We start from the raw sequence: 17821 nt of genomic DNA, 5'->3' as shown, positions 1-17821 counted from the left end.
ACTTTTTTGAAGAAGAATGAGGAGGCAGCATATGAGTTTCTTTAAAAAACTAAAAGAGAGCATCTCTTCAAAAACCGAATCCGTTACCAAGCAGTTCAAGGACGGTCTTGAGAAGACGCGGAAAGGCTTCGTGGAGAAGGTTGCCGAGCTGGTGACCCGCCGCAAGAAGATCGATGAAGAATTTTTCGAGGAATTGGAAGAAATATTGATTGGCGCCGATGTAGGCGTGAATACGGTTATGGAATTGATCGATGATCTGCGTGACGAAGTGAAGAAGCGTAAGATCGAAGATGCAGCAGACTTGCAGCCGATTATGTCGGAGAAGCTGATTGGGTTGCTGCGTGGAGATGAAGATAATGAGATAAAGCTCAATTCGGACGGAATTACCGTTATCCTGTTCGTTGGTGTCAATGGTGTTGGTAAGACCACGACGATTGGCAAACTGGCTCACTATTATAAGCAGCAAGGTAAAAGAGTGCTGATGGCCGCAGGCGATACGTTCCGGGCTGGAGCTATCGAGCAGTTGGAAGTGTGGGGAGAACGCGTCGGCGTCGAGGTCATCAAACAGAATGCCGGTTCAGACCCTGCGGCGGTCATGTTCGATGCGGTACAAGCCGCTAAGCAGCGTGGAGTAGATATTCTGCTCTGTGATACGGCGGGACGTCTGCAGAACAAATCGAATCTCATGGAGGAATTGAACAAAATATTCCGCGTCATCCAGCGTGAGATTCCGGGAGCTCCACACGAAGTACTGATGGTGCTTGATGCAACGACCGGTCAGAACGCGCTTGCTCAAGCCAAGCTGTTTGGTGAGAAGAGCGGGGTTACCGGTCTTGTATTGACTAAGCTTGATGGCACTGCCAAAGGCGGGATCGTTATCGCTATCCGTCAGGAACTGAGCTTGCCAGTGAAGCTGGTCGGGCTTGGTGAAAAAATGGAAGATTTGCAGAAATTTGATTCCGAGCAGTTCGTGCACGGCTTGTTCGCCGGCTTGATTCAAGAAGAAGAAGAGACGGCGGAAATTGAGCAGTAGGAATAATTGAACAAGGAACCTTAGTGGGCCGGTGCCCATATTCTAATATCGTATCCATACTATTCTTAGTTCAACTTTTTCTAAAAGTTAAGATGATCAGATAAGGAGGACAGCAAGATGGCGAATACTCATACCTACCCGCGCCGTGAAGAAGTTGCCAATGCGATTACCCATGGCATTGGCGCGATGCTTAGCTTGGCCGGGCTTGTGCTGCTCATCGTTTTCTCAAGTTTAAAAGGTACGGCTTGGCATATCGTCAGTTTTACCATTTATGGAGTCAGCATGCTACTGCTCTATGTTTGCTCCACTTTGGTGCATAGCTTCAAGGAGGGCAAGGTCAAGGATCTGTTCGAGTTCTTTGATCATTCCTCCATTTACTTGTTTATCGCCGGAACCTATACACCATTATTACTAGTAGCGATTCGCGGCCCGCTCGGCTGGAGCCTATTTGGGACCGTATGGGGTATCGCCTTGCTTGGTGTTCTATTCAAGGCATTCTTTGTGAAGCGATTCCTGTTTATGTCGACTATCTTCTATTTGATTATGGGATGGCTGATCGTTGCCGCATGGGGTCCGCTTACTGCGGCAGTTCCTCAGCCGGGGATCATCCTACTAGTAACCGGCGGAATTCTCTATTCGCTTGGGACGATCTTTTATGTATGGCGCATATTCCCGTATCATCATGCAATTTGGCATCTGTTCGTGCTGGGAGGAAGCATTACTCACTTCTTTGCTATATTGCTTTATCTCTTACCACACCATTAATCTTAGATGCATGTAAATCGGTATAGAAACAAACCTCTTGGCCGCTGTCGGCTTACTGACAGCGGCCATATTTATAGTGGGAGAACCGTTCATTTCTTCTATGACAGAGTGTTGTTACACATGTTAAGGAAATATGCTTGACAACCCTTTACCGATTCGTTATTATAGTGAATGTTGATGCGCTGTAAAGTGTTTTTCCTTGACGGAGGGGGTGCCCAGATGAGTCAAGAGAATAAGCTTGAGAAGACGAACCGAATCAACCTGTTGTTTGATTTCTACGAAACGCTGCTCACTGAAAAGCAGCAGATGTTTCTCAAATATTATTTTTTGGATGACTTCTCCCTTGGGGAGATCGCAAGCGAATTCGGTATTAGCCGCCAGGCGGTGTATGAGCATATCAAACGTGCCGATGAAGTACTTGAAGGTTACGAAGAGAAGCTTGGGCTGCTGCGCAAGGATGAAGAGCGTGTCAGAATGGTAGCCGAATTGAAGCGCTTGATGGAACAGAGCGAGATGTCTCCGATACATAAAGAGACGATCATGGATTTGCTTCAGCAAGTGGAACGATTGTAAAATTGAAGATAAGCTAATGAGATAGAGTTATACAAGTATGAATGGAGGTGACGGGACAATGGCATTTGAAGGATTAACAAGTCGTTTGCAGAGTGTATTTAGTAAGCTTCGTGGCAAAGGCAAGGTATCAGAAGATGATGTAAATGAAGCAATGCGCGAAGTAAGGCTCGCTTTGCTGGAAGCGGACGTTAACTTTAAAGTCGTTAAGGAATTCATCGCCAAGGTGAAGGAAAAGGCCGTTGGCAGTGACGTGATGGAGAGCTTCACTCCGGGGATGGTCATCATCGATATCGTTAACAAGGAATTGACGGAATTGATGGGCGGTACCCAATCGAAGCTGGCCAAGAGCAATCGCCCACCAACCGTTATCATGATGGCAGGTTTGCAAGGGGCAGGTAAGACGACAACCTCGGCTAAGCTGGCCAAGCTGTTGCTTAAGGGTAATCATCGTCCGTTGCTTGTTGCAGGCGATATTTACCGCCCGGCTGCGATCAAGCAGTTGCAAGTACTCGGTGAGCAAATCAAGGTTCCGGTATTTACATTGCCGGCTGGCAACAGTCCAGTGGAGATTGCTCGTCAGGCGCTGCAGCATGCCAAGGATAACGGCAACGATTACCTGTTGATCGATACCGCAGGTCGTCTGCATATTGACGAAGAACTGATGGAGGAGCTCCGTCAGATTCATGAAGTGACGAAGCCGGATGAAGTGCTGCTCGTGGTCGATGCGATGACCGGGCAGGATGCAGTCAACGTAGCGGAGAGCTTCAACAAGCAATTAGAGCTGACAGGTGTCGTGCTGACGAAGCTGGATGGCGATACACGTGGTGGCGCAGCATTATCGGTTAAGGCGGTTACCGGATGCCCGATTAAATTTGCGGCACTCGGCGAGAAGATTGATGCACTTGAGCCGTTCCATCCAGAACGGATGGCGTCAAGAATTCTCGGGATGGGGATATGCTCTCCCTGATTGAGAAAGCCCAGTCCAATATCGATACTGAGAAAGCGAAGGAAATGGAACGGAAAATGCGCAACGCGGAATTTACGTTCGATGACTTCCTTGAACAGATGGATCAAGTGAAGAAGCTAGGTCCAATCGATCAGATTCTGGATATGATTCCAGGGATGGGTAAGATGAAGCAAATGAAAGACATCAAGGTTGACGAGAAGCAGATGGGCCGAGTAGAGGCAATCGTGCACTCGATGACTTCAGAAGAAAAGCAAAACCCTGATCTCATCAATCACAGCCGGCGCAAGCGGATCGCTACAGGTAGCGGTACGAGCCTGGCGGATGTGAACCGCTTGATCAAGCAGTTTGATGAAATGCGTAGAGTGATGAAGCAGTTCTCTGATATGATGGGGCCTAAGGGCAAAGGCAATAAAATGATGAAACAGCTCGGCAAAGCGGGCAAAGGAATGAAATTTCCGTTCCGGTGATCGATATCATCGGACGAAATATAAAAAAGTTTAAATCAGGTTCAAAAGACGGTTTTCAGCACCGAGAAGGTTGGATGAAGCTAGGGTCTGAGGAGCGGAGCGTACGTAGTGGGTACGTGAGCACCGGAAGACCCGGGTGAATTCAAGATTCGATGCCGAGTTACTTCTTGATTCGCTTCGTGATCAAAAGTGGACTTTTTGAATTTCCTCTAGCAGGTAATTTTTAAAGGAGGTGAATATAGTGGCAGTTCGTATTCGTTTGAAACGCATGGGTGCTCATAAAGCTCCTTTCTACCGCATCGTGGTATCGGATTCCCGTTCCCCGCGTGACGGTCGCTTTATCGAAGAGATCGGTTTTTACAACCCGGTTGCACAACCGGCAGTAGTAAACATCGACGAAGAAAAAGCGTTGCAATGGTTGCAAAATGGTGCTCAAGCATCTGATACAGTTCGCAATTTGCTTAGCAATGCAGGCGTAATGAAGAAATTCCATGAGTCTAAATTGCAAAAATAGTTGCTGATTCTGGAGGGTCCATATGGAACAATTAGTCGGCGTTATTGCGAAGGCTCTTGTTGATCATCCGGACAATGTCCGTGTGGAGGTCGTTGAGAAGGAACACCTGATTGTATATGAATTATCCGTGCATCCTGATGATGTGGGGAAAGTGATTGGCAAGCAGGGAGAATCGCCAAGGCGCTCCGCACGGTTGTGGCATCGGCAGCCGTTAAGATGGATAAACGGGTTACCGTAGATATCATGTCTTAAACATATACGAAAGCGGGTTAGGAGATATATCCTAGCCCGCTTTCGTACATGCGGCAAGCATGTATGAAATGGGCAACTCTTGATGAATATAATCCTGATGATTCTATGATCAGGTATATCGGGTATATAGTGAAGTGTATTTTAGAAGTATTTCGTATTTTGGGAGGATGTTATGTCGGATTCTTTGTTGATGGTAGGGAAGATTGTAAATACTCATGGCATTCGCGGGGAGTTGAAAATACTGCCGCATACCGATTTCCCCGAGGTCAGATTTGCTCCGAAAAGTAAGCTGAAGATCGTGAACCCGGATAGCGGTGTAATGACAGAAGTAACAATAGCTACTTCACGTCCGGTTAAACAGATGTATGTTGTTAGATTCGATGGATACGACAATATTAATCAGGTTGAGAAATATAAAGGCTGTGAGATGAAGGTTAACAAGGAAGAGTCGGTCGAGTTGCCGGATAATGAATATTACTTCTACGAAATTATCGGCTGCCGGGTCGTTAGTGATGAAGGCGAAGAGCTTGGGATTATTGAAGAAATCCTCCGTCCAGGGGCTAATGATGTGTGGGTTGTTAAAATGCCTTCTCGCAAGCAGCTGTTACTTCCGGTGATCGATGATGTCGTGCTTGATGTCGACGTGAAATCAAAGCTGGTGAAAGTTCATCTGTTGGAAGGATTGTTGTAAATGATGAGAATGGACGTTCTGACCCTATTCCCGGAAATGTTCGAGGGCGTATTCCAGAGCAGCATTCTCGGTAAAGCCAGTGATAAAGGGCTTGTAGCATTAAATGCGATCAATTTCCGAGATTATGCTGGCAATAAGCACGGTACGGTTGACGATACTCCGTATGGTGGCGGAGGCGGAATGGTGCTGAAGCCTGATCCTATCTTTCACGCTGTGGAGGATTTGTTAAGTAGATCAGGGGCAGAGGCCACCACAAAAGCGCCACGTATCATTCTGATGTGTCCGCAAGGGGAGACGTTCACACAGCGCAAAGCGGAGGAGCTGGCTCAGGAAGAACATCTGATCTTCATTTGCGGTCATTATGAAGGTTATGACGAACGCATTCGTGAGCATTTAGTAACCGATGAATTGTCGATCGGTGATTACGTGCTTACAGGCGGTGAAATTCCGGCGATGACGGTGATCGATAGTGTTACTCGTCTATTACCCGGAGTTCTTGGAAATGAGACAAGCGCGATTACGGATTCCTTCAGCACAGGGCTGCTAGAATATCCGCATTATACGCGGCCTGTGGAATTCAGGGACTGGAAAGTGCCTGATATTCTGCTTAGTGGTCATCATGCGAATATTGAAATCTGGCGCCGCAGAGAAGCGTTGCGTCGTACTTGGCAACGTAGGCCGGATTTGCTGGAGCATTTGGAGCTGTCTAAGGACGATATGGCTTGGCTTAAGCAGCTCGAGGATCAAATAGAACAATAATAAGAACCCTCAAATTCCACGTTTCGTGGGTTTTGAGGGTTTTGTGTATTCATTGTTTTATAAAGAGTTCATGGAGTTCATGTTCATTGCTTCTTTAGGCGTTATCTTATGCTCCAACAGCTCGGGTAGATTCGTCTTCGAGGTGACGGTTAGGCGAGGTAGCTTCATCAGCGGGTCTCCCGGCTTGACGAAGTCCTGTAGGACCGTGAAGCCCATTCTGTAGCCGTTCTCTCTCAAATAATAGATCATTTGCATTGATACTTCGCCGTATGGATAGGCGATGTATGGTGTATCAATTCCCGTCGACTTAATTTTCTGGATGTCCTGCTGTAGAAGTGCTGTGTCGAGCGCAAGTGAGTGGCTTTCACCGCATTTAGGAAATCCCTTTTTGTGCAGATCAAATGTATGACTGTGGTACTCGAATACATCCCGGGAAGCTTCGATTTCTGCTCGGGACAAGGAGCTTTTCTTCTTCGGATCAAATGATACGGTCTGCTCCTTTATTTCACCGCCGATCATAAAGATCGTGCCGTGGAATCCATACTTTTTCAGAATCGGGTAAGCGTAAATATAGTTGTTCTGGTATCCATCGTCAAAGGTGATGACAATCGACTTTTCAGGCAAAGATATTTCACCGAGTACGTACTTCTCAAGTTCCTCAAGCGTTGCAGTGTAGTACCCTTCATCATGAAGGTATTCCATATTCTCTTCAAAGGCTTCTAGATTGATTACCGAGTTATTCCCGGTTCCTTGTTATCGGCCTTCGGCGTAATATAGTGATACATCAGGACGGGACTTCTTAGCTGTACCAGGCTTAACAGAGAATCCGGCAGGGAGCTGGTTTACCTTGTATCCTTTGTGATTGATCATGAACGATTTGTCCTTAACCATTTCCCAGGAGGTACAGGCCTTGTGAGATAACGCGTTGCTAGGATGAGTAACCATAAAAGAATAAACAATGATGAGTACTACTAAAAACAGTGAGCCTACTTTTACGAATCGAGCCATATTTCTCTCCTATATCTATATTTACCTAGTTTTCTTTCCTAATTATAACCGTTGCTCGCTACGATAAAGTTACAAAATTGGAATGAAAATTTGTGAATGGATAACGAATCGGATAAATCAAAAAAACGGCATAAGCACACGGAATTAATCCGTTCAGCTTACGCCATTTTTGGTTTGAATGACTAATTAGTTTGCCGTCCGATGTGCCTGAGAGTTTTGTCTTACACTTCGGGCATTTATGACTTCCGCAAACCAGATACTACCGACAAATACCACAATGGGGATCGCCAGTATAAAGGAGGCGGTTATAATCATGCTTAGCACCCTTCCGTTTTTTTCATATCATATCATACGTCGCACAATCGCGACAATCCTTTAACGCGTTGAGGGGAAGAAAATTATTTCATAGTCACACCAGAATAAGTAAAGAGCTATATGTGGAACTGATGATTGGTTAAAAAGGAGTACATATGAAAAAGTACGACTTTGTAACCGAATGAAGGTTACGAAATCATTTTTAGACAAATACTCTCTTAGAGACTTCCAGTGATTAAAGAATCGATGGTTCACATTTCCACACCTTTACTCGCGGGATGAAAAAGCCGTTTGAGAGTGCATAAACCAATACGTATACTTATCAAAGGATGGATGACATGGAGTGTGTAATTTTTATTGGAATTCAAGCTTCTGGAAAATCTACATTCTATAAAGAAAAGTTCTTCAAAACTCATATGAGGATCAATCTTGATATGTTACGGACTAGGAATCGAGAATATGTATTTCTTCAGGCATCCATTGATACTAGTCTGCCGTTCGTGGTCGATAATACGAATCCAACAATAAAGGAGCGGGAAAAGTATATCGATTTGGCTAAAACTCATAAATATAAGATAGTGGGTTATTACTTTGAACCAGATTATGATTTATCGCATGAGCGTAATGAAAAGAGGCAAGGGAATGAAAAGGTTCCTGAGGTAGGAATCAAAAGTACACTGAAGAAATTAGAACTACCTTCATATAATGAAGGATTTGATGAATTGTACATCGTACGGTCGCTTCATCAAGGATTTGAAGTTGAAGAAATTACATAAATAGTTCTATTTGATCACTAACCTATTAATTCATGTAATCTCCTAGATCTATAAAGTCGAAAATGATATGATAATGGGAAATAATTTACTGGGGGATTATGGTAATGAAAAAGTTTTTGATTACCTTAGTTTTTATACTTGCTATCTGTTGTAGTGGGTTTAATGGTCCTGTATATGCTTTTTCTAATGAAGAACAAGAAATAATGAGTAAATTGAATAGTCAGGTAGACGTTATTACAATAGACGGTTTCGATGATACCAGTGGTATACTGAAATATAATGAAAGTTCAATCACTCTTTATTTTAATAAAGACGATTTGGGATTATTTAAAAATTTAACAAATGACGCTAAAAAGAGTTTTATGAACAACCTTGCTCAAGACCATTGGGGAGATTATTTGGGGGCTTCAATTTGTTATGTGTCTGTAATATACGATGGAAAATTATACGCAATATCTAAAACGACCTATGGCGCAAGCTACGAAAATATTGCATTAGATTATTTTGATCAAGGTAGTACTAATCTAGTACCGTGGATTAGTCCAGAAGAATATTCAAATAACAACGAAACTTTCACGATACCAGCAAAGATCACGGTAGTAAAAATCAATGAGAATGGAGTAGTAATTAACAGTAATACTCTATTACCAGCTGCGGATGTGATTAAAGCTTTAGGTGGTACAGTAAATTTAAATACTAAAACAAACGACATAAATTTCTCATATAAAGATACAAAAGTACAAACAAAATTAAACTCCAAGAGTGCAAAAATAAATGGAGTCAGCACATCATACGCGGGATCCTTCCAGATTGTAAGTGGAAAATTAATGATCCCTCTTCAACTGATCAAAGATTTATTCGGTGCAAGCTTAAATGTAGAATTCGACGATACAAGTAGCGGAAAAAAGTACATCAAATCAGTTGTTATCTCAACGGATAGTAAAGAGGTTACAGTACCAGTTAATGATTTATATGAGACATACAAGAAGTACTATGGAAAAACGGTATGGTTAAATACACCTACAACTCTCATTGATGATTTGAATGGAAACAGTGCCCATTCAAAAGTACAAAATTTATCAAGTGTTACAATAAAAAGTATTACTAGGGATGCGACACTAGGTGATTGGTTAAATGTCTACTTTTCGTACAAAGGACAAACATATAGAGCGACCCTACAAAGAAGGAATTTTCCGCTTGCTATTTTAACTGAAAATCCATATAAAACATATAATTTTTCACAAAAGAACTGGGATCGAATACAAAAGGGCGGTATAAATATTGGAATGACATCAGATATGGTCTTTTTATCTTGGGGTCCTTATAGCCGCCATTCCAAGGACATATATTCATGGGGAACCACTGATTTGTGGGTCTATGAAAGTTCATTGGGAGCTGATAGGTACTTATATTTTGAAAATGATGTTTTAAAATCTATCTCAACATATTGATTCTTAAATGATATTAAAACTTCTCCCTGAACACTTTACTCATTAGATTGAACTCCTTATAATTTTAATTATTGAAAAGAAAAGTAAGTGATCTTGGACTTGAAAAAGTCGAATTCCTCTTTGATAAATTACAGATAACAGCAAGGGATTTCAACATTTTTATGAAGTGAATTAGATAGCGTTCATGCATGAACTTGCTTATTAAAACGTGAATCACTTTCTTTTCAGACTACAAATCTGAAGAGGGAGTGGTTTTTTTGTTGCTGAAATTTGCAGTTAAGGATTTCCATGATGATGTAAAGTATCGTAATTTATCACCAAAAACGATAAGCGGTTATTTGATGACTTTGAAAGAGGAAATAACCCAACAACAACTAATTCAAAACTGCACACCTTAAAAGTATTTTTCAACTACCTTGAAAGGGAAAAATTTATTCCTTCACCAAAACAGAATCCAATCAGGGGAATCATGTTTGCAAAAGAGGACATCCAGATCCAGACTTTTAACGAGAACCATATTAAGCAAATTGCTTAATTACTATCGGAGAAGCAAGGATAAATACAGTAGAGCCTTTATTGCAGCCCCTAAGTTTATTTTAAAATATGGATTCCCGTTCAAAAGAAATAAGTAATAAAGATGAATAGGTGTATAACAGGGTCTCAGGGTAACTAACGGGACACATTAGTCAAACAAATCGTTTAGTTAAACTACTACACGAAATGAAGTAACACCAAAGATGTGGTCAGGAAACTGTCGATATGTTAAGTTATCCATCTAATCCTTACATTTTCATAACTTGATCATAAATGAATCGATCTATTCGTTGCTTTTGAAATTATAAGTTTTGGGATTCCAAGTGTACTATGTTATACTGAGTCTACCATTTACTGTACCTGTACCATTTCCCTACTCATTTGCTTGGGTAGGGTTTTAAATTTGTTTTTCTGGACAATAAAAAAACAGACTCTTAATAAAGAGTCTGTTTTTATTTGTTGTCATTTTTAAGCTTTTTGAACGTTAGTAGCTTGGGGTCCACGTTGCCCCTTTTCTACGTCAAAAGTAACTCTTTGACCTTCGTCAAGAGATTTGAAGCCTTCGCCTTGAATAGCTGAGAAATGAACGAATACATCTTCTCCGCCTTCACGTTCGATAAATCCAAAACCTTTGTCTGCGTTAAACCATTTTACTGTACCTTGTTCCATTGTTATTGCCTCCTAGTGTGATAACCACACATATATTACTATCCTTGCTCTCAGGATCATCAAGACGAAATCCGAACAAAAATAATTCTTTATTAGAATAACAGTAAATTGAACGGATAGCAATTTATTTGAGTTGTTTGTTAAACGGAATTAGATTGGTCTGTTTCCATATGCTGATTAGCTCAGTATCGCTTTTCTTAAATTAAGAACCGCAAAATCCTTAATATGCTTAAACCAAAGAGTTTGGAGACCTTTCTTTTTAAAGAAATCATTTTGCTTTTTGATCTGTTTTGTAAGCTTGTTATCTTTAGAGCGATCCACATTAGTTAGAATGGATATTGGCAATTCTGTTTCATTGCTATTCAAGATGATGTTGGGAAAGTAACTTCACTTTTCCTCAACTTTAGCTATATATCCGAAATCCACGTTAAGATCCCTATGTATTCTCTCTTGGTTTTTTAGAACCTCATGAACAATTTCTCGCATATAGAATGTTGCTCAGACTCTCTGGATGTTTGCTTTTTGTAAGTGTCGTAGCTCTGCGTAAGAACACAGGCTTCTCCTGGGTTATGAGAAAAGAAAACCCCACGTATATCTCCTGATTTCACAATAAGTGGAACTCCGCAATGAGGACGAGTATATGCCCCCTTGTCAGCTCTTTTTTCAACGTATCAATTTCTTGCTTCCGATTCGTAACATTTTTGATCCGCTCCTCTATGTTATATCGCCAATGAACGCAAATGGCGCAAAGCGTGGGTCTGCAGTACAAGCACCCTGTTAATCTAACGGGACACGATAGTTCAATAAAAGAGAAGTTTTATCTAAGGCACAAGCGGTTGTGTTTTTCTTATACCATGAGAGCATAGCAGCAATGTACTGGTGTTTTTATTGTGGATTGGATTTCAATCATCATCGAACGCCTAAACATGTACCAAAGAAGAGGATAGCCATAATATTCAGCGATGCCTTCACTAATGTAAGGGGATAGTGAAACTTATCTTTTCTGGCACAGATAACAGCACAGAGAAATTCCTTGATACGTCATGTGAAATGTGCTATTATTAATTTTGTTGTGAAATCGGTGGTCCGCTGCGGATGATGAAGGAGAACAATCGGTTTTCCGGAAGAGGCATGAACACCTGAGTGGAAGGAGGGAGTCATAGATGAATATCGTACAAGCGATTACGCAAGAACAACTTCGCAAGGATATTCCGAGCTTTCGTCCTGGTGACACTTTAAAAGTGTTCGTTAAGGTTATCGAGGGATCTCGTGAGCGTATCCAGCTGTTTGAAGGTGTTGTTATTAAGCGTCGTGGTGGTGGAATCAGCAAAACTTTTACAGTTCGTAAAATTTCGAATGGTGTAGGTGTGGAAAGAACTTTCCCGCTTCATTCCCCAAAACTCGATAGAATCGAAGTGGCTCGCCGTGGTAAAGTGCGTCGTGCGAAGCTGTACTATCTTCGTGAACTTCGCGGTAAAGCAGCGAGAATTAAAGAAGTACGTCGTTAATTCGGTTAACGATAAGGGGGCTTGTGTTTTTACTCAAGCTCCCTTTCTATATTTATAAAAGGCTGTATAGTGCCGCATACTATATATGACAAGGAGAGATCGCGATCCATGGAACAGCATATTCATGCGGGAGATTCCCAGAAGCCGCCCCAAGAACATAAGAGCGAGGCAATGGAGTGGATAAAGGCCATCGTGATCGCTGTCGTATTAGTATTAGTGATCAGATGGCTTTTGTTTGCCCCATTCATTGTTGACGGGCCGTCAATGCATCCGAATTTCTATACTGGCGAGAGAATTATCGTCAACAAGATTGTTTATGATTTCCGTGCGCCTAAGCACAGTGAGGTTGTCGTCTTCCATGTTCCATCGGAGGGACGTGATTTCATTAAACGAGTAATCGGTGTGCCGGGTGATACCGTCAAGGTTGAGGGCGACACCATTACCGTCAATGGTAAAGTTATTGAAGAGCCTTATATCCAGGAAGCTCTGGATGAGAAGCATAAGAATAACCAACTTTATAATATTGAAAAAAACTTCCCTAATGAGCAGTTTCCGGACGGAAAGGTTCCGGAGGGCTATGTGTTTGTACTTGGCGACAATCGGTCGAATAGTACGGATAGCCGTGCGATCGGGTATGTACCGTTCAAGGATATTATCGGGCGGGCGGATCTTGTTTTCTGGCCTGTAAAAGATATGAAGTTGATCGGTCACTAATTTCGAAAGTAAAATGATGTGCTCGGGAGAAAATTGAGGTGATACGATGACGATTCAATGGTTTCCCGGTCATATGACCAAGGCTCGCCAGGCAGATTCAGGATAAGCTTAAGCTTATCGATGTAGTGATTGAGCTGTTGGATGCTAGGTTACCGACGTCCAGCAGAAATCCAATGATCGATGAAATTTTGCAGGGAAAGCCACGCTTGATCGTGCTAAACAAAGCCGATTTGGCGGATCCTGCCGTAACGAAGCAATGGCTTGACGTATTCAAGCAAGAGGGGCATCTCGCTGTTGCTGTAGATGCTTCCAGTGGGCAAGGGATTAAAGAGATCCCCGTCCTGGCCAAAGAACTGTTAAAAGACAAAATCGAGAAGCAAAGGGCGAAAGGTATAAATCCGCGTGCAGTCCGTGCCCTGATCGTAGGGATTCCTAACGTGGGGAAATCTACGTTGATTAACCGATTGGCAGGGCGGAATATCGCTGCTACTGGAGATCGTCCTGGCGTTACCAAAGGCCAGCAATGGATCAAGGTAGGGACCGATATGGAGCTGCTCGACACTCCCGGAATCTCTGGCCAAAATTTGAGGATCAGAATGTAGGTTATCGTCTTGCGGTAACCGGAGCGATCCGTGAAGAAATATTGAATGTGGAAGACGTCGCTTTTTTTGGCGTTAAATATTTGGTGAAATATTACTGGGAGTCATTCTCAAGCAGATTTGAGTTGAAGGAGCCCCCTCAAGATCCGGACAATCCGGATGATATTGTAGCGGTGATGGAAGCTGTGGGACGTAAGCGTGGCTGTATCGTTAGTGGAGGGCGTGTTGATTTAGAGAAAGCCTCGGGAATTATGCTGCGCGAACTGCGTGCTGGCAAACTGGGAAGATATTCGATGGAGGCGCCTTACTAAGGGTCGATCGGTAAAAGCTTATGCATTATTTAATCCTTTCGGGATAGTCTGATGGCTACCTGGAGGGATTTTTTTATGCGCTTTAGCTTGGAATAAATATAAAGATCTCTGCAGAAGGGAAAAATTTCATCCCTATTAGCTGCTTAATTTAGACGTCGATCAGCCGATAAATAGTATATAGTAGTAATAGATTCATAGAGGGACAAATAGTGCGTTTAGGACCGCCCCTCATCAAAGAATATCAGTCGAAGTAGTCGGGGAGAACGGGGAGAGACGATGAGTCATTTATTAAAATATGAACAAGAATATTGGGAGCAAGGATATCAGAATATTGCGGGTGTTGATGAAGTAGGACGAGGCTGTCTGTTTGGTGATGTAGTAGCGGCTGCGGTTATATTACCGCAAGGACTTATACTCGAGGATGTCGATGATTCTAAGAAGCTGAGTGCCAAGAAGCGTGAGTATCTATTCGACGTGATTATGGAACAGGCTATAGCTGTAGGAATCGGTTATGTGGATGCACCAACCATTGATCAGATTAATATTAAGCAGGCTGCGCGTCTGGCTATGAAGCAGGCAGTGAATCAATTGACGGTCAAGCCGGATATGTTGCTGGTAGATGCGGAGAAGGTGGATATAGATGTTCCGCAATTGGCTATTATTAAAGGAGATGCCACTAGTCAGTCGATTGCAGCTGCATCGATTATTGCTAAAGTAACGCGTGACAGGCTCTGTCAGGGAGAATGGGATGTAAGATATCCGGAATACGGAATTGCAGTACATAAGGGTTACGCTACCAAGCTGCACCGGGAGCAAATTATGGCTTTGGGGCCAACGCCGATGCATCGCAGAAGCTTCTTGCGTAATTTGCTGATGGAAGAACAGACGTTGTTCTGATGAACCCGCCAAGCAAGGCGGGTTTTCCGTATCTTGTCTAACGAAACAACAGATCGTTATTTTCTCAAAAATAGCATCAAATAAAATCTAATGAAACACCATATCGTTATTTGTGAGAAATTCAGGAGTTAAGCGCCTAATTGGCTTAAATAACAATATCTAGTTTCGTTAAAAGTTTTATAGGTCCATTTTGATTGAAATAGCGATACCAAGTTTCGTTAGAGGTTTTGTTCTACCTTATTTAAATAAATGTTCCAAAGCTGGTTTTCAGCACCGAAGCTTATGCTTCCGATGTGCGTTTTTTCGAAACGCTCAGTTGGATGAAGCTAGGGCGTGAGGAGCGGAGCGTACGAAGTTTGTACGTGTGCGCCTGAGATGTTTCCGTGGGAAACATGACTTCGTAAGCATTTACTTAGGCCCGGCTGAATTCAAGATTCAATGTCGGATAAGCTCTCAGTGTTACTTCGTGTTAGATATAGAGTTTATTCGTTATCAGCGAAGCTGATGAAATTCTATATCGCAAGAAAACCTACGTTTAAATCGCGGTCGCTCATCTTTGAATTGTTTCGATCAGGTCTTCTTATCAAAATTGGACTTTTTGAACTACCTATAATCAGGATTGGGAGGGGAATTGATGAATATAGGACCGCTGCTGAGAAGCATGATGGGGGATGTGCGCCCCGGAGAGCCGCGTACGATGGAGCTAAAAGCAGGGCAAGTCGTCCGTGGAACAGTGCTTAGCGTATCTGAGGATGGCCAAGAAGCGGTGATCCAAGTGCAAGGAGTGAAGCTCCATGCTACATTAGAAACCCCGCTGCAACAAGGACAGACTACGCTATTGCAGGTACAACCGCAGGCTCAGGATGGCCAAATGGTACTTAAGCCGATCAATCCGCCGGTGACGTCGGGCTTGTCATCTGCCTCGCTTGTCGGTTTATTGAGTGAATTCGGACTTGAAAATACTGCAGCAAACCGTGAGTTAATCCAATCTATGCAGGCGAGCGGGATACCGCTGACCAAGGAGAATGTTACCCAACTGCTTAGTCTGACAGCGTTAAAACCGACTTCTGTACCGTTATCTGAATGGGTTCAGGCGGCGGGAATTGCATTGAACCGAGGTCTACCTTTGACTGCAGAGACGGTAGGAAGCTTGCATCAAGCCGTTTTTGGCCCACCGTTGCATGTGCTGTTATCGACTCTGGAGGAGCAGTTGGCGACATTTTTGGGAGGAGACCGTTTGAATTTGCAGGGGCAGACAGGCGGTCAGACGAACGGTGCTCAATTGCCGATGATGGCTGGGACGCAAGCGGAGAATTTGGTAGCGTTACAGTCGATTGCAAACTCAAGTGCTCCTAATACCACAGCATCTGGTGCTTCAGCTTCTCAACTTGGGGGATTGACTGCAGCGGCGATTGGTTCTCAAGGAGCTACACAGGGAAGTGGAGCGGCAAGTGCGAATGAGGGGATGGAAGCTCCGGCTCAGATGGCTTCCCAAACTGCAATTGATGGTGGAGGAAAAGCGGGTGCTAGTCCGGCTACTTTATTATCGACGATGGCACAGAGCACCGGCGCTCAGACAACAGATGCTCTGCTCAACAAGCTGCAAAATTTGTTAACGCAGCTGCGCGCAACGATAGCGCAGGATGCAGTTGCCTTGCCTGGCAAAGGGCAAGGCGGTGCAGAGCTGACCGCGGCGGAGCGCGCGGTCGATCTTGCCGCAGGAGCAGGCATAGGTACAAGTGCTGCGGCTGCGGCACCAGCTGGCGAAGCTCCCGTCGGGGCTTCGCCGCTGGCAGCGTCCACCCCGGCGACTGAGCCGTGGGTGGGACGCGTGCTCAAGCTGCTCGGTGCGGAGCACGAGCAGCAGCTGCTGCGCCAGGCCGTAGGCGCGCAGCAAGAACCGGCGCCTGCCGCAGGCGAGGCGCCGCGTGGTCCGCCGGGGGCGCAGTAGTGCCCGGCGGGACCGGCGGCAGCGGGCCGATGGCCGCGCCGCAGGAAGGGTCCGCGCTACCGCATAGCGGCGCGGGCGGGGCAGTACCCGGCGCGCAAGCCGCCGGGCTGCCGCGGGTCTGGCGCAGCCGGAAGCCTTGGCTGCGCAGAAGAGCAGCCCCCTCATCATCAGCGATACGCTGAAGGGACTGCTAATGCAGGTGCTGTCGCAGGACGATGCTCCAGCACCGCTCTTGGACACTGCCCGGCAGCTGGCCAGCCAGTTGACAGGCCAGCAGCTATTGCTGACGACCGACCGTACAGCTCCGTTCGCACAGGTAACGCTATTTCTACCTTTTATCGGGCCAAATGGCGAGCAGACGGCTTCTGTGCATATCGAATCTAGACGCGGTCGTAAAGGCGTGCTTGATGCCGACAATTGCCGACTGTGGTTCGATTTGCAAATGAAGGCACTAGGCCAGATCATGGTCGATGTTCAGGTGGCCGACAAGAAGGTACTGCTCAAGATCTATAGTGAGAATGAACTGGCTGGAACATTTCTTGAATCCCGCCAGGATGAGGTCAGAGCCGCTTTAGATTCAGCAGGTTACAGGCTAATGGCCTTGAATGCTGCACCTTTGATTAGAACAAGCGAAGAGGATGGATCAAATGATTTAAGCTTGTCCCAAACCTATGCACCCAGCTCATATAGAGGGGTGGATTACCGCGTATGAGTGAGGAGAAATCACAGGAGCTTCCGCTATCGATGAAGAAGGCGGTCGCCTTGAAATACGAACCTTCCAAAGGCGATGCTCCGATCGTAGCGGCTAAAGGCAGGGGGATGTTGGCCGAGCGCATTTTAGAGACGGCTAGGGAGCATGGAGTCCCGGTGCAGGAAGACCCGGCACTAGTCGAAGTACTGTCCAAACTTGATCTCGACCAACAGATTCCACCAGAGCTTTATAACCTGGTGGCAGAAATATTAACATTCATATACCGTACCGACAAGCTGGCCGAGGAAGAATGGTATTATGAATAATACAGAGCGCCGTGAAGCGAATTTACGGCGCTTGAAGTCTATCAGTTACA

17 protein-coding genes and 3 pseudogenes are annotated in these 17821 nt (G+C 44.4%); 17 read left to right on the top strand and 3 right to left on the bottom strand.

Annotation, left to right across the window (positions count from 1 at the left end):
• The first annotated feature begins 31 nt into the window (after nucleotides 1-31).
• The 8 genes and pseudogenes from ftsY to trmD all read left to right on the top strand — a co-directional run bounded on the left by ftsY (nucleotide 32) and on the right by trmD (nucleotide 6021).
• Nucleotides 32-1033: a signal recognition particle-docking protein FtsY gene (ftsY, locus tag RE628_RS17265; protein WP_309154207.1), complete on the top strand. Its 1002-nt coding sequence runs from the start codon at nucleotides 32-34 to the stop codon at nucleotides 1031-1033.
• Nucleotides 1034-1150: 117 nt separating this feature from the next.
• Nucleotides 1151-1798 carry a PAQR family membrane homeostasis protein TrhA gene (locus tag RE628_RS17260; protein ID WP_309154206.1) on the top strand — a complete coding sequence of 216 codons (648 nt, stop codon included), beginning with the start codon at nucleotides 1151-1153 and terminating at the stop codon, nucleotides 1796-1798.
• A 219-nt stretch (nucleotides 1799-2017) separates the two neighbouring features.
• Nucleotides 2018-2371, top strand: coding sequence for a putative DNA-binding protein (locus RE628_RS17255; protein WP_309154205.1), 354 nt, complete (start codon nucleotides 2018-2020; stop codon nucleotides 2369-2371).
• A 58-nt stretch (nucleotides 2372-2429) separates the two neighbouring features.
• Nucleotides 2430-3805, top strand: a pseudogene (gene ffh, locus RE628_RS17250) (signal recognition particle protein).
• A 241-nt stretch (nucleotides 3806-4046) separates the two neighbouring features.
• A complete protein-coding gene (rpsP, locus tag RE628_RS17245) occupies nucleotides 4047-4319 on the top strand; it encodes a 30S ribosomal protein S16 (protein WP_309154204.1) in 273 nt (90 codons plus the stop codon).
• A gap of 22 nt (nucleotides 4320-4341) precedes the next feature.
• Nucleotides 4342-4571: pseudogene (locus RE628_RS17240) on the top strand (KH domain-containing protein).
• 172 nt (nucleotides 4572-4743) lie between these two features.
• Nucleotides 4744-5262, top strand: coding sequence for a ribosome maturation factor RimM (rimM, locus tag RE628_RS17235; protein WP_309154203.1), 519 nt, complete (start codon nucleotides 4744-4746; stop codon nucleotides 5260-5262).
• Nucleotides 5263-5265: 3 nt separating this feature from the next.
• Nucleotides 5266-6021, top strand: coding sequence for a tRNA (guanosine(37)-N1)-methyltransferase TrmD (gene trmD, locus RE628_RS17230; protein WP_309159495.1), 756 nt, complete (start codon nucleotides 5266-5268; stop codon nucleotides 6019-6021).
• A 57-nt stretch (nucleotides 6022-6078) separates the two neighbouring features.
• Here the strand turns inward: trmD and RE628_RS17225 are convergent, their stop codons facing one another.
• Nucleotides 6079-6723, bottom strand: a complete 645-nt coding sequence (locus RE628_RS17225) for a polysaccharide deacetylase family protein (protein ID WP_309154202.1) — start codon at nucleotides 6721-6723, stop codon at nucleotides 6079-6081.
• A 51-nt stretch (nucleotides 6724-6774) separates the two neighbouring features.
• On the bottom strand, nucleotides 6775-7029 hold the full coding sequence (locus RE628_RS17220; protein ID WP_309154201.1) for a hypothetical protein: 255 nt from the start codon (nucleotides 7027-7029) through the stop codon (nucleotides 6775-6777).
• A gap of 653 nt (nucleotides 7030-7682) precedes the next feature.
• Between RE628_RS17220 and RE628_RS17215 the strand changes: the two genes are divergently transcribed.
• Both RE628_RS17215 and RE628_RS17210 read left to right on the top strand, forming a co-directional pair.
• Complete coding sequence (locus RE628_RS17215) at nucleotides 7683-8120, top strand: AAA family ATPase (RefSeq protein WP_309159494.1); 438 nt, start codon at nucleotides 7683-7685, stop codon at nucleotides 8118-8120.
• 104 nt (nucleotides 8121-8224) lie between these two features.
• Nucleotides 8225-9571 (top strand): stalk domain-containing protein, encoded by a 1347-nt coding sequence (locus RE628_RS17210; protein ID WP_309154200.1) that lies wholly within the window; start codon nucleotides 8225-8227, stop codon nucleotides 9569-9571.
• 1002 nt (nucleotides 9572-10573) lie between these two features.
• Here the strand turns inward: RE628_RS17210 and RE628_RS17205 are convergent.
• A complete protein-coding gene (locus tag RE628_RS17205) occupies nucleotides 10574-10774 on the bottom strand; it encodes a cold-shock protein (RefSeq protein WP_309154199.1) in 201 nt (66 codons plus the stop codon).
• Nucleotides 10775-11937: 1163 nt separating this feature from the next.
• Between RE628_RS17205 and rplS the strand changes: the two genes are divergently transcribed.
• The 7 genes and pseudogenes from rplS (at nucleotide 11938) to RE628_RS17170 (ending at nucleotide 17771) form a co-directional block, all read left to right on the top strand.
• Nucleotides 11938-12282, top strand: coding sequence for a 50S ribosomal protein L19 (rplS, locus tag RE628_RS17200; RefSeq protein ID WP_309154198.1), 345 nt, complete (start codon nucleotides 11938-11940; stop codon nucleotides 12280-12282).
• Between the two features lie 108 nt (nucleotides 12283-12390).
• Nucleotides 12391-12996, top strand: coding sequence for a signal peptidase I (gene lepB, locus RE628_RS17195; RefSeq protein ID WP_309154197.1), 606 nt, complete (start codon nucleotides 12391-12393; stop codon nucleotides 12994-12996).
• A gap of 46 nt (nucleotides 12997-13042) precedes the next feature.
• A pseudogene (gene ylqF, locus RE628_RS17190) lies at nucleotides 13043-13906 on the top strand (ribosome biogenesis GTPase YlqF).
• 240 nt (nucleotides 13907-14146) lie between these two features.
• On the top strand, nucleotides 14147-14803 hold the full coding sequence (locus RE628_RS17185; protein WP_309159493.1) for a ribonuclease HII: 657 nt from the start codon (nucleotides 14147-14149) through the stop codon (nucleotides 14801-14803).
• A 634-nt stretch (nucleotides 14804-15437) separates the two neighbouring features.
• Complete coding sequence (locus RE628_RS17180) at nucleotides 15438-16754, top strand: TP0910 N-terminal domain-containing protein (RefSeq protein WP_309154196.1); 1317 nt, start codon at nucleotides 15438-15440, stop codon at nucleotides 16752-16754.
• A gap of 136 nt (nucleotides 16755-16890) precedes the next feature.
• On the top strand, nucleotides 16891-17466 hold the full coding sequence (locus RE628_RS17175) for a hypothetical protein (protein WP_309154195.1): 576 nt from the start codon (nucleotides 16891-16893) through the stop codon (nucleotides 17464-17466).
• Nucleotides 17463-17771, top strand: coding sequence for an EscU/YscU/HrcU family type III secretion system export apparatus switch protein (locus RE628_RS17170; RefSeq protein WP_309154194.1), 309 nt, complete (start codon nucleotides 17463-17465; stop codon nucleotides 17769-17771). The genes RE628_RS17175 and RE628_RS17170 overlap by 4 nt, the downstream gene beginning before the upstream one ends.
• The last annotated feature ends 50 nt before the right edge of the window (nucleotides 17772-17821 follow it).

This window comes from Paenibacillus sp. D2_2 (genome assembly GCF_031199965.1).
Taxonomy (GTDB): Bacteria; Bacillota; Bacilli; order Paenibacillales; family Paenibacillaceae; genus Fontibacillus.
Note: the sequence above shows the minus strand (reverse complement) of the source record. Positions and strands in the feature narration are given on the sequence as shown.

Bases quoted from the DNA above. Each gene is read 5' to 3' on its own strand.
- RE628_RS17210 (WP_309154200.1), top strand. From the start codon at position 8,225: ATGAAAAAGTTTTTGATTACCTTAGTTTTTATACTTGCTATCTGTTGT.
- ftsY (WP_309154207.1), top strand. From the start codon at position 32: ATGAGTTTCTTTAAAAAACTAAAAGAGAGCATCTCTTCAAAAACCGAA.
- RE628_RS17205 (WP_309154199.1), bottom strand. From the start codon at position 10,774: ATGGAACAAGGTACAGTAAAATGGTTTAACGCAGACAAAGGTTTTGGA.
- rimM (WP_309154203.1), top strand. From the start codon at position 4,744: ATGTCGGATTCTTTGTTGATGGTAGGGAAGATTGTAAATACTCATGGC.
- trmD (WP_309159495.1), top strand. From the start codon at position 5,266: ATGAGAATGGACGTTCTGACCCTATTCCCGGAAATGTTCGAGGGCGTA.
- rplS (WP_309154198.1), top strand. From the start codon at position 11,938: ATGAATATCGTACAAGCGATTACGCAAGAACAACTTCGCAAGGATATT.
- RE628_RS17215 (WP_309159494.1), top strand. From the start codon at position 7,683: ATGGAGTGTGTAATTTTTATTGGAATTCAAGCTTCTGGAAAATCTACA.
- RE628_RS17220 (WP_309154201.1), bottom strand. From the start codon at position 7,029: ATGGCTCGATTCGTAAAAGTAGGCTCACTGTTTTTAGTAGTACTCATC.
- lepB (WP_309154197.1), top strand. From the start codon at position 12,391: ATGGAACAGCATATTCATGCGGGAGATTCCCAGAAGCCGCCCCAAGAA.
- RE628_RS17260 (WP_309154206.1), top strand. From the start codon at position 1,151: ATGGCGAATACTCATACCTACCCGCGCCGTGAAGAAGTTGCCAATGCG.
- RE628_RS17255 (WP_309154205.1), top strand. From the start codon at position 2,018: ATGAGTCAAGAGAATAAGCTTGAGAAGACGAACCGAATCAACCTGTTG.
- RE628_RS17225 (WP_309154202.1), bottom strand. From the start codon at position 6,723: ATGGAATACCTTCATGATGAAGGGTACTACACTGCAACGCTTGAGGAA.
- RE628_RS17180 (WP_309154196.1), top strand. From the start codon at position 15,438: ATGAATATAGGACCGCTGCTGAGAAGCATGATGGGGGATGTGCGCCCC.
- RE628_RS17170 (WP_309154194.1), top strand. From the start codon at position 17,463: ATGAGTGAGGAGAAATCACAGGAGCTTCCGCTATCGATGAAGAAGGCG.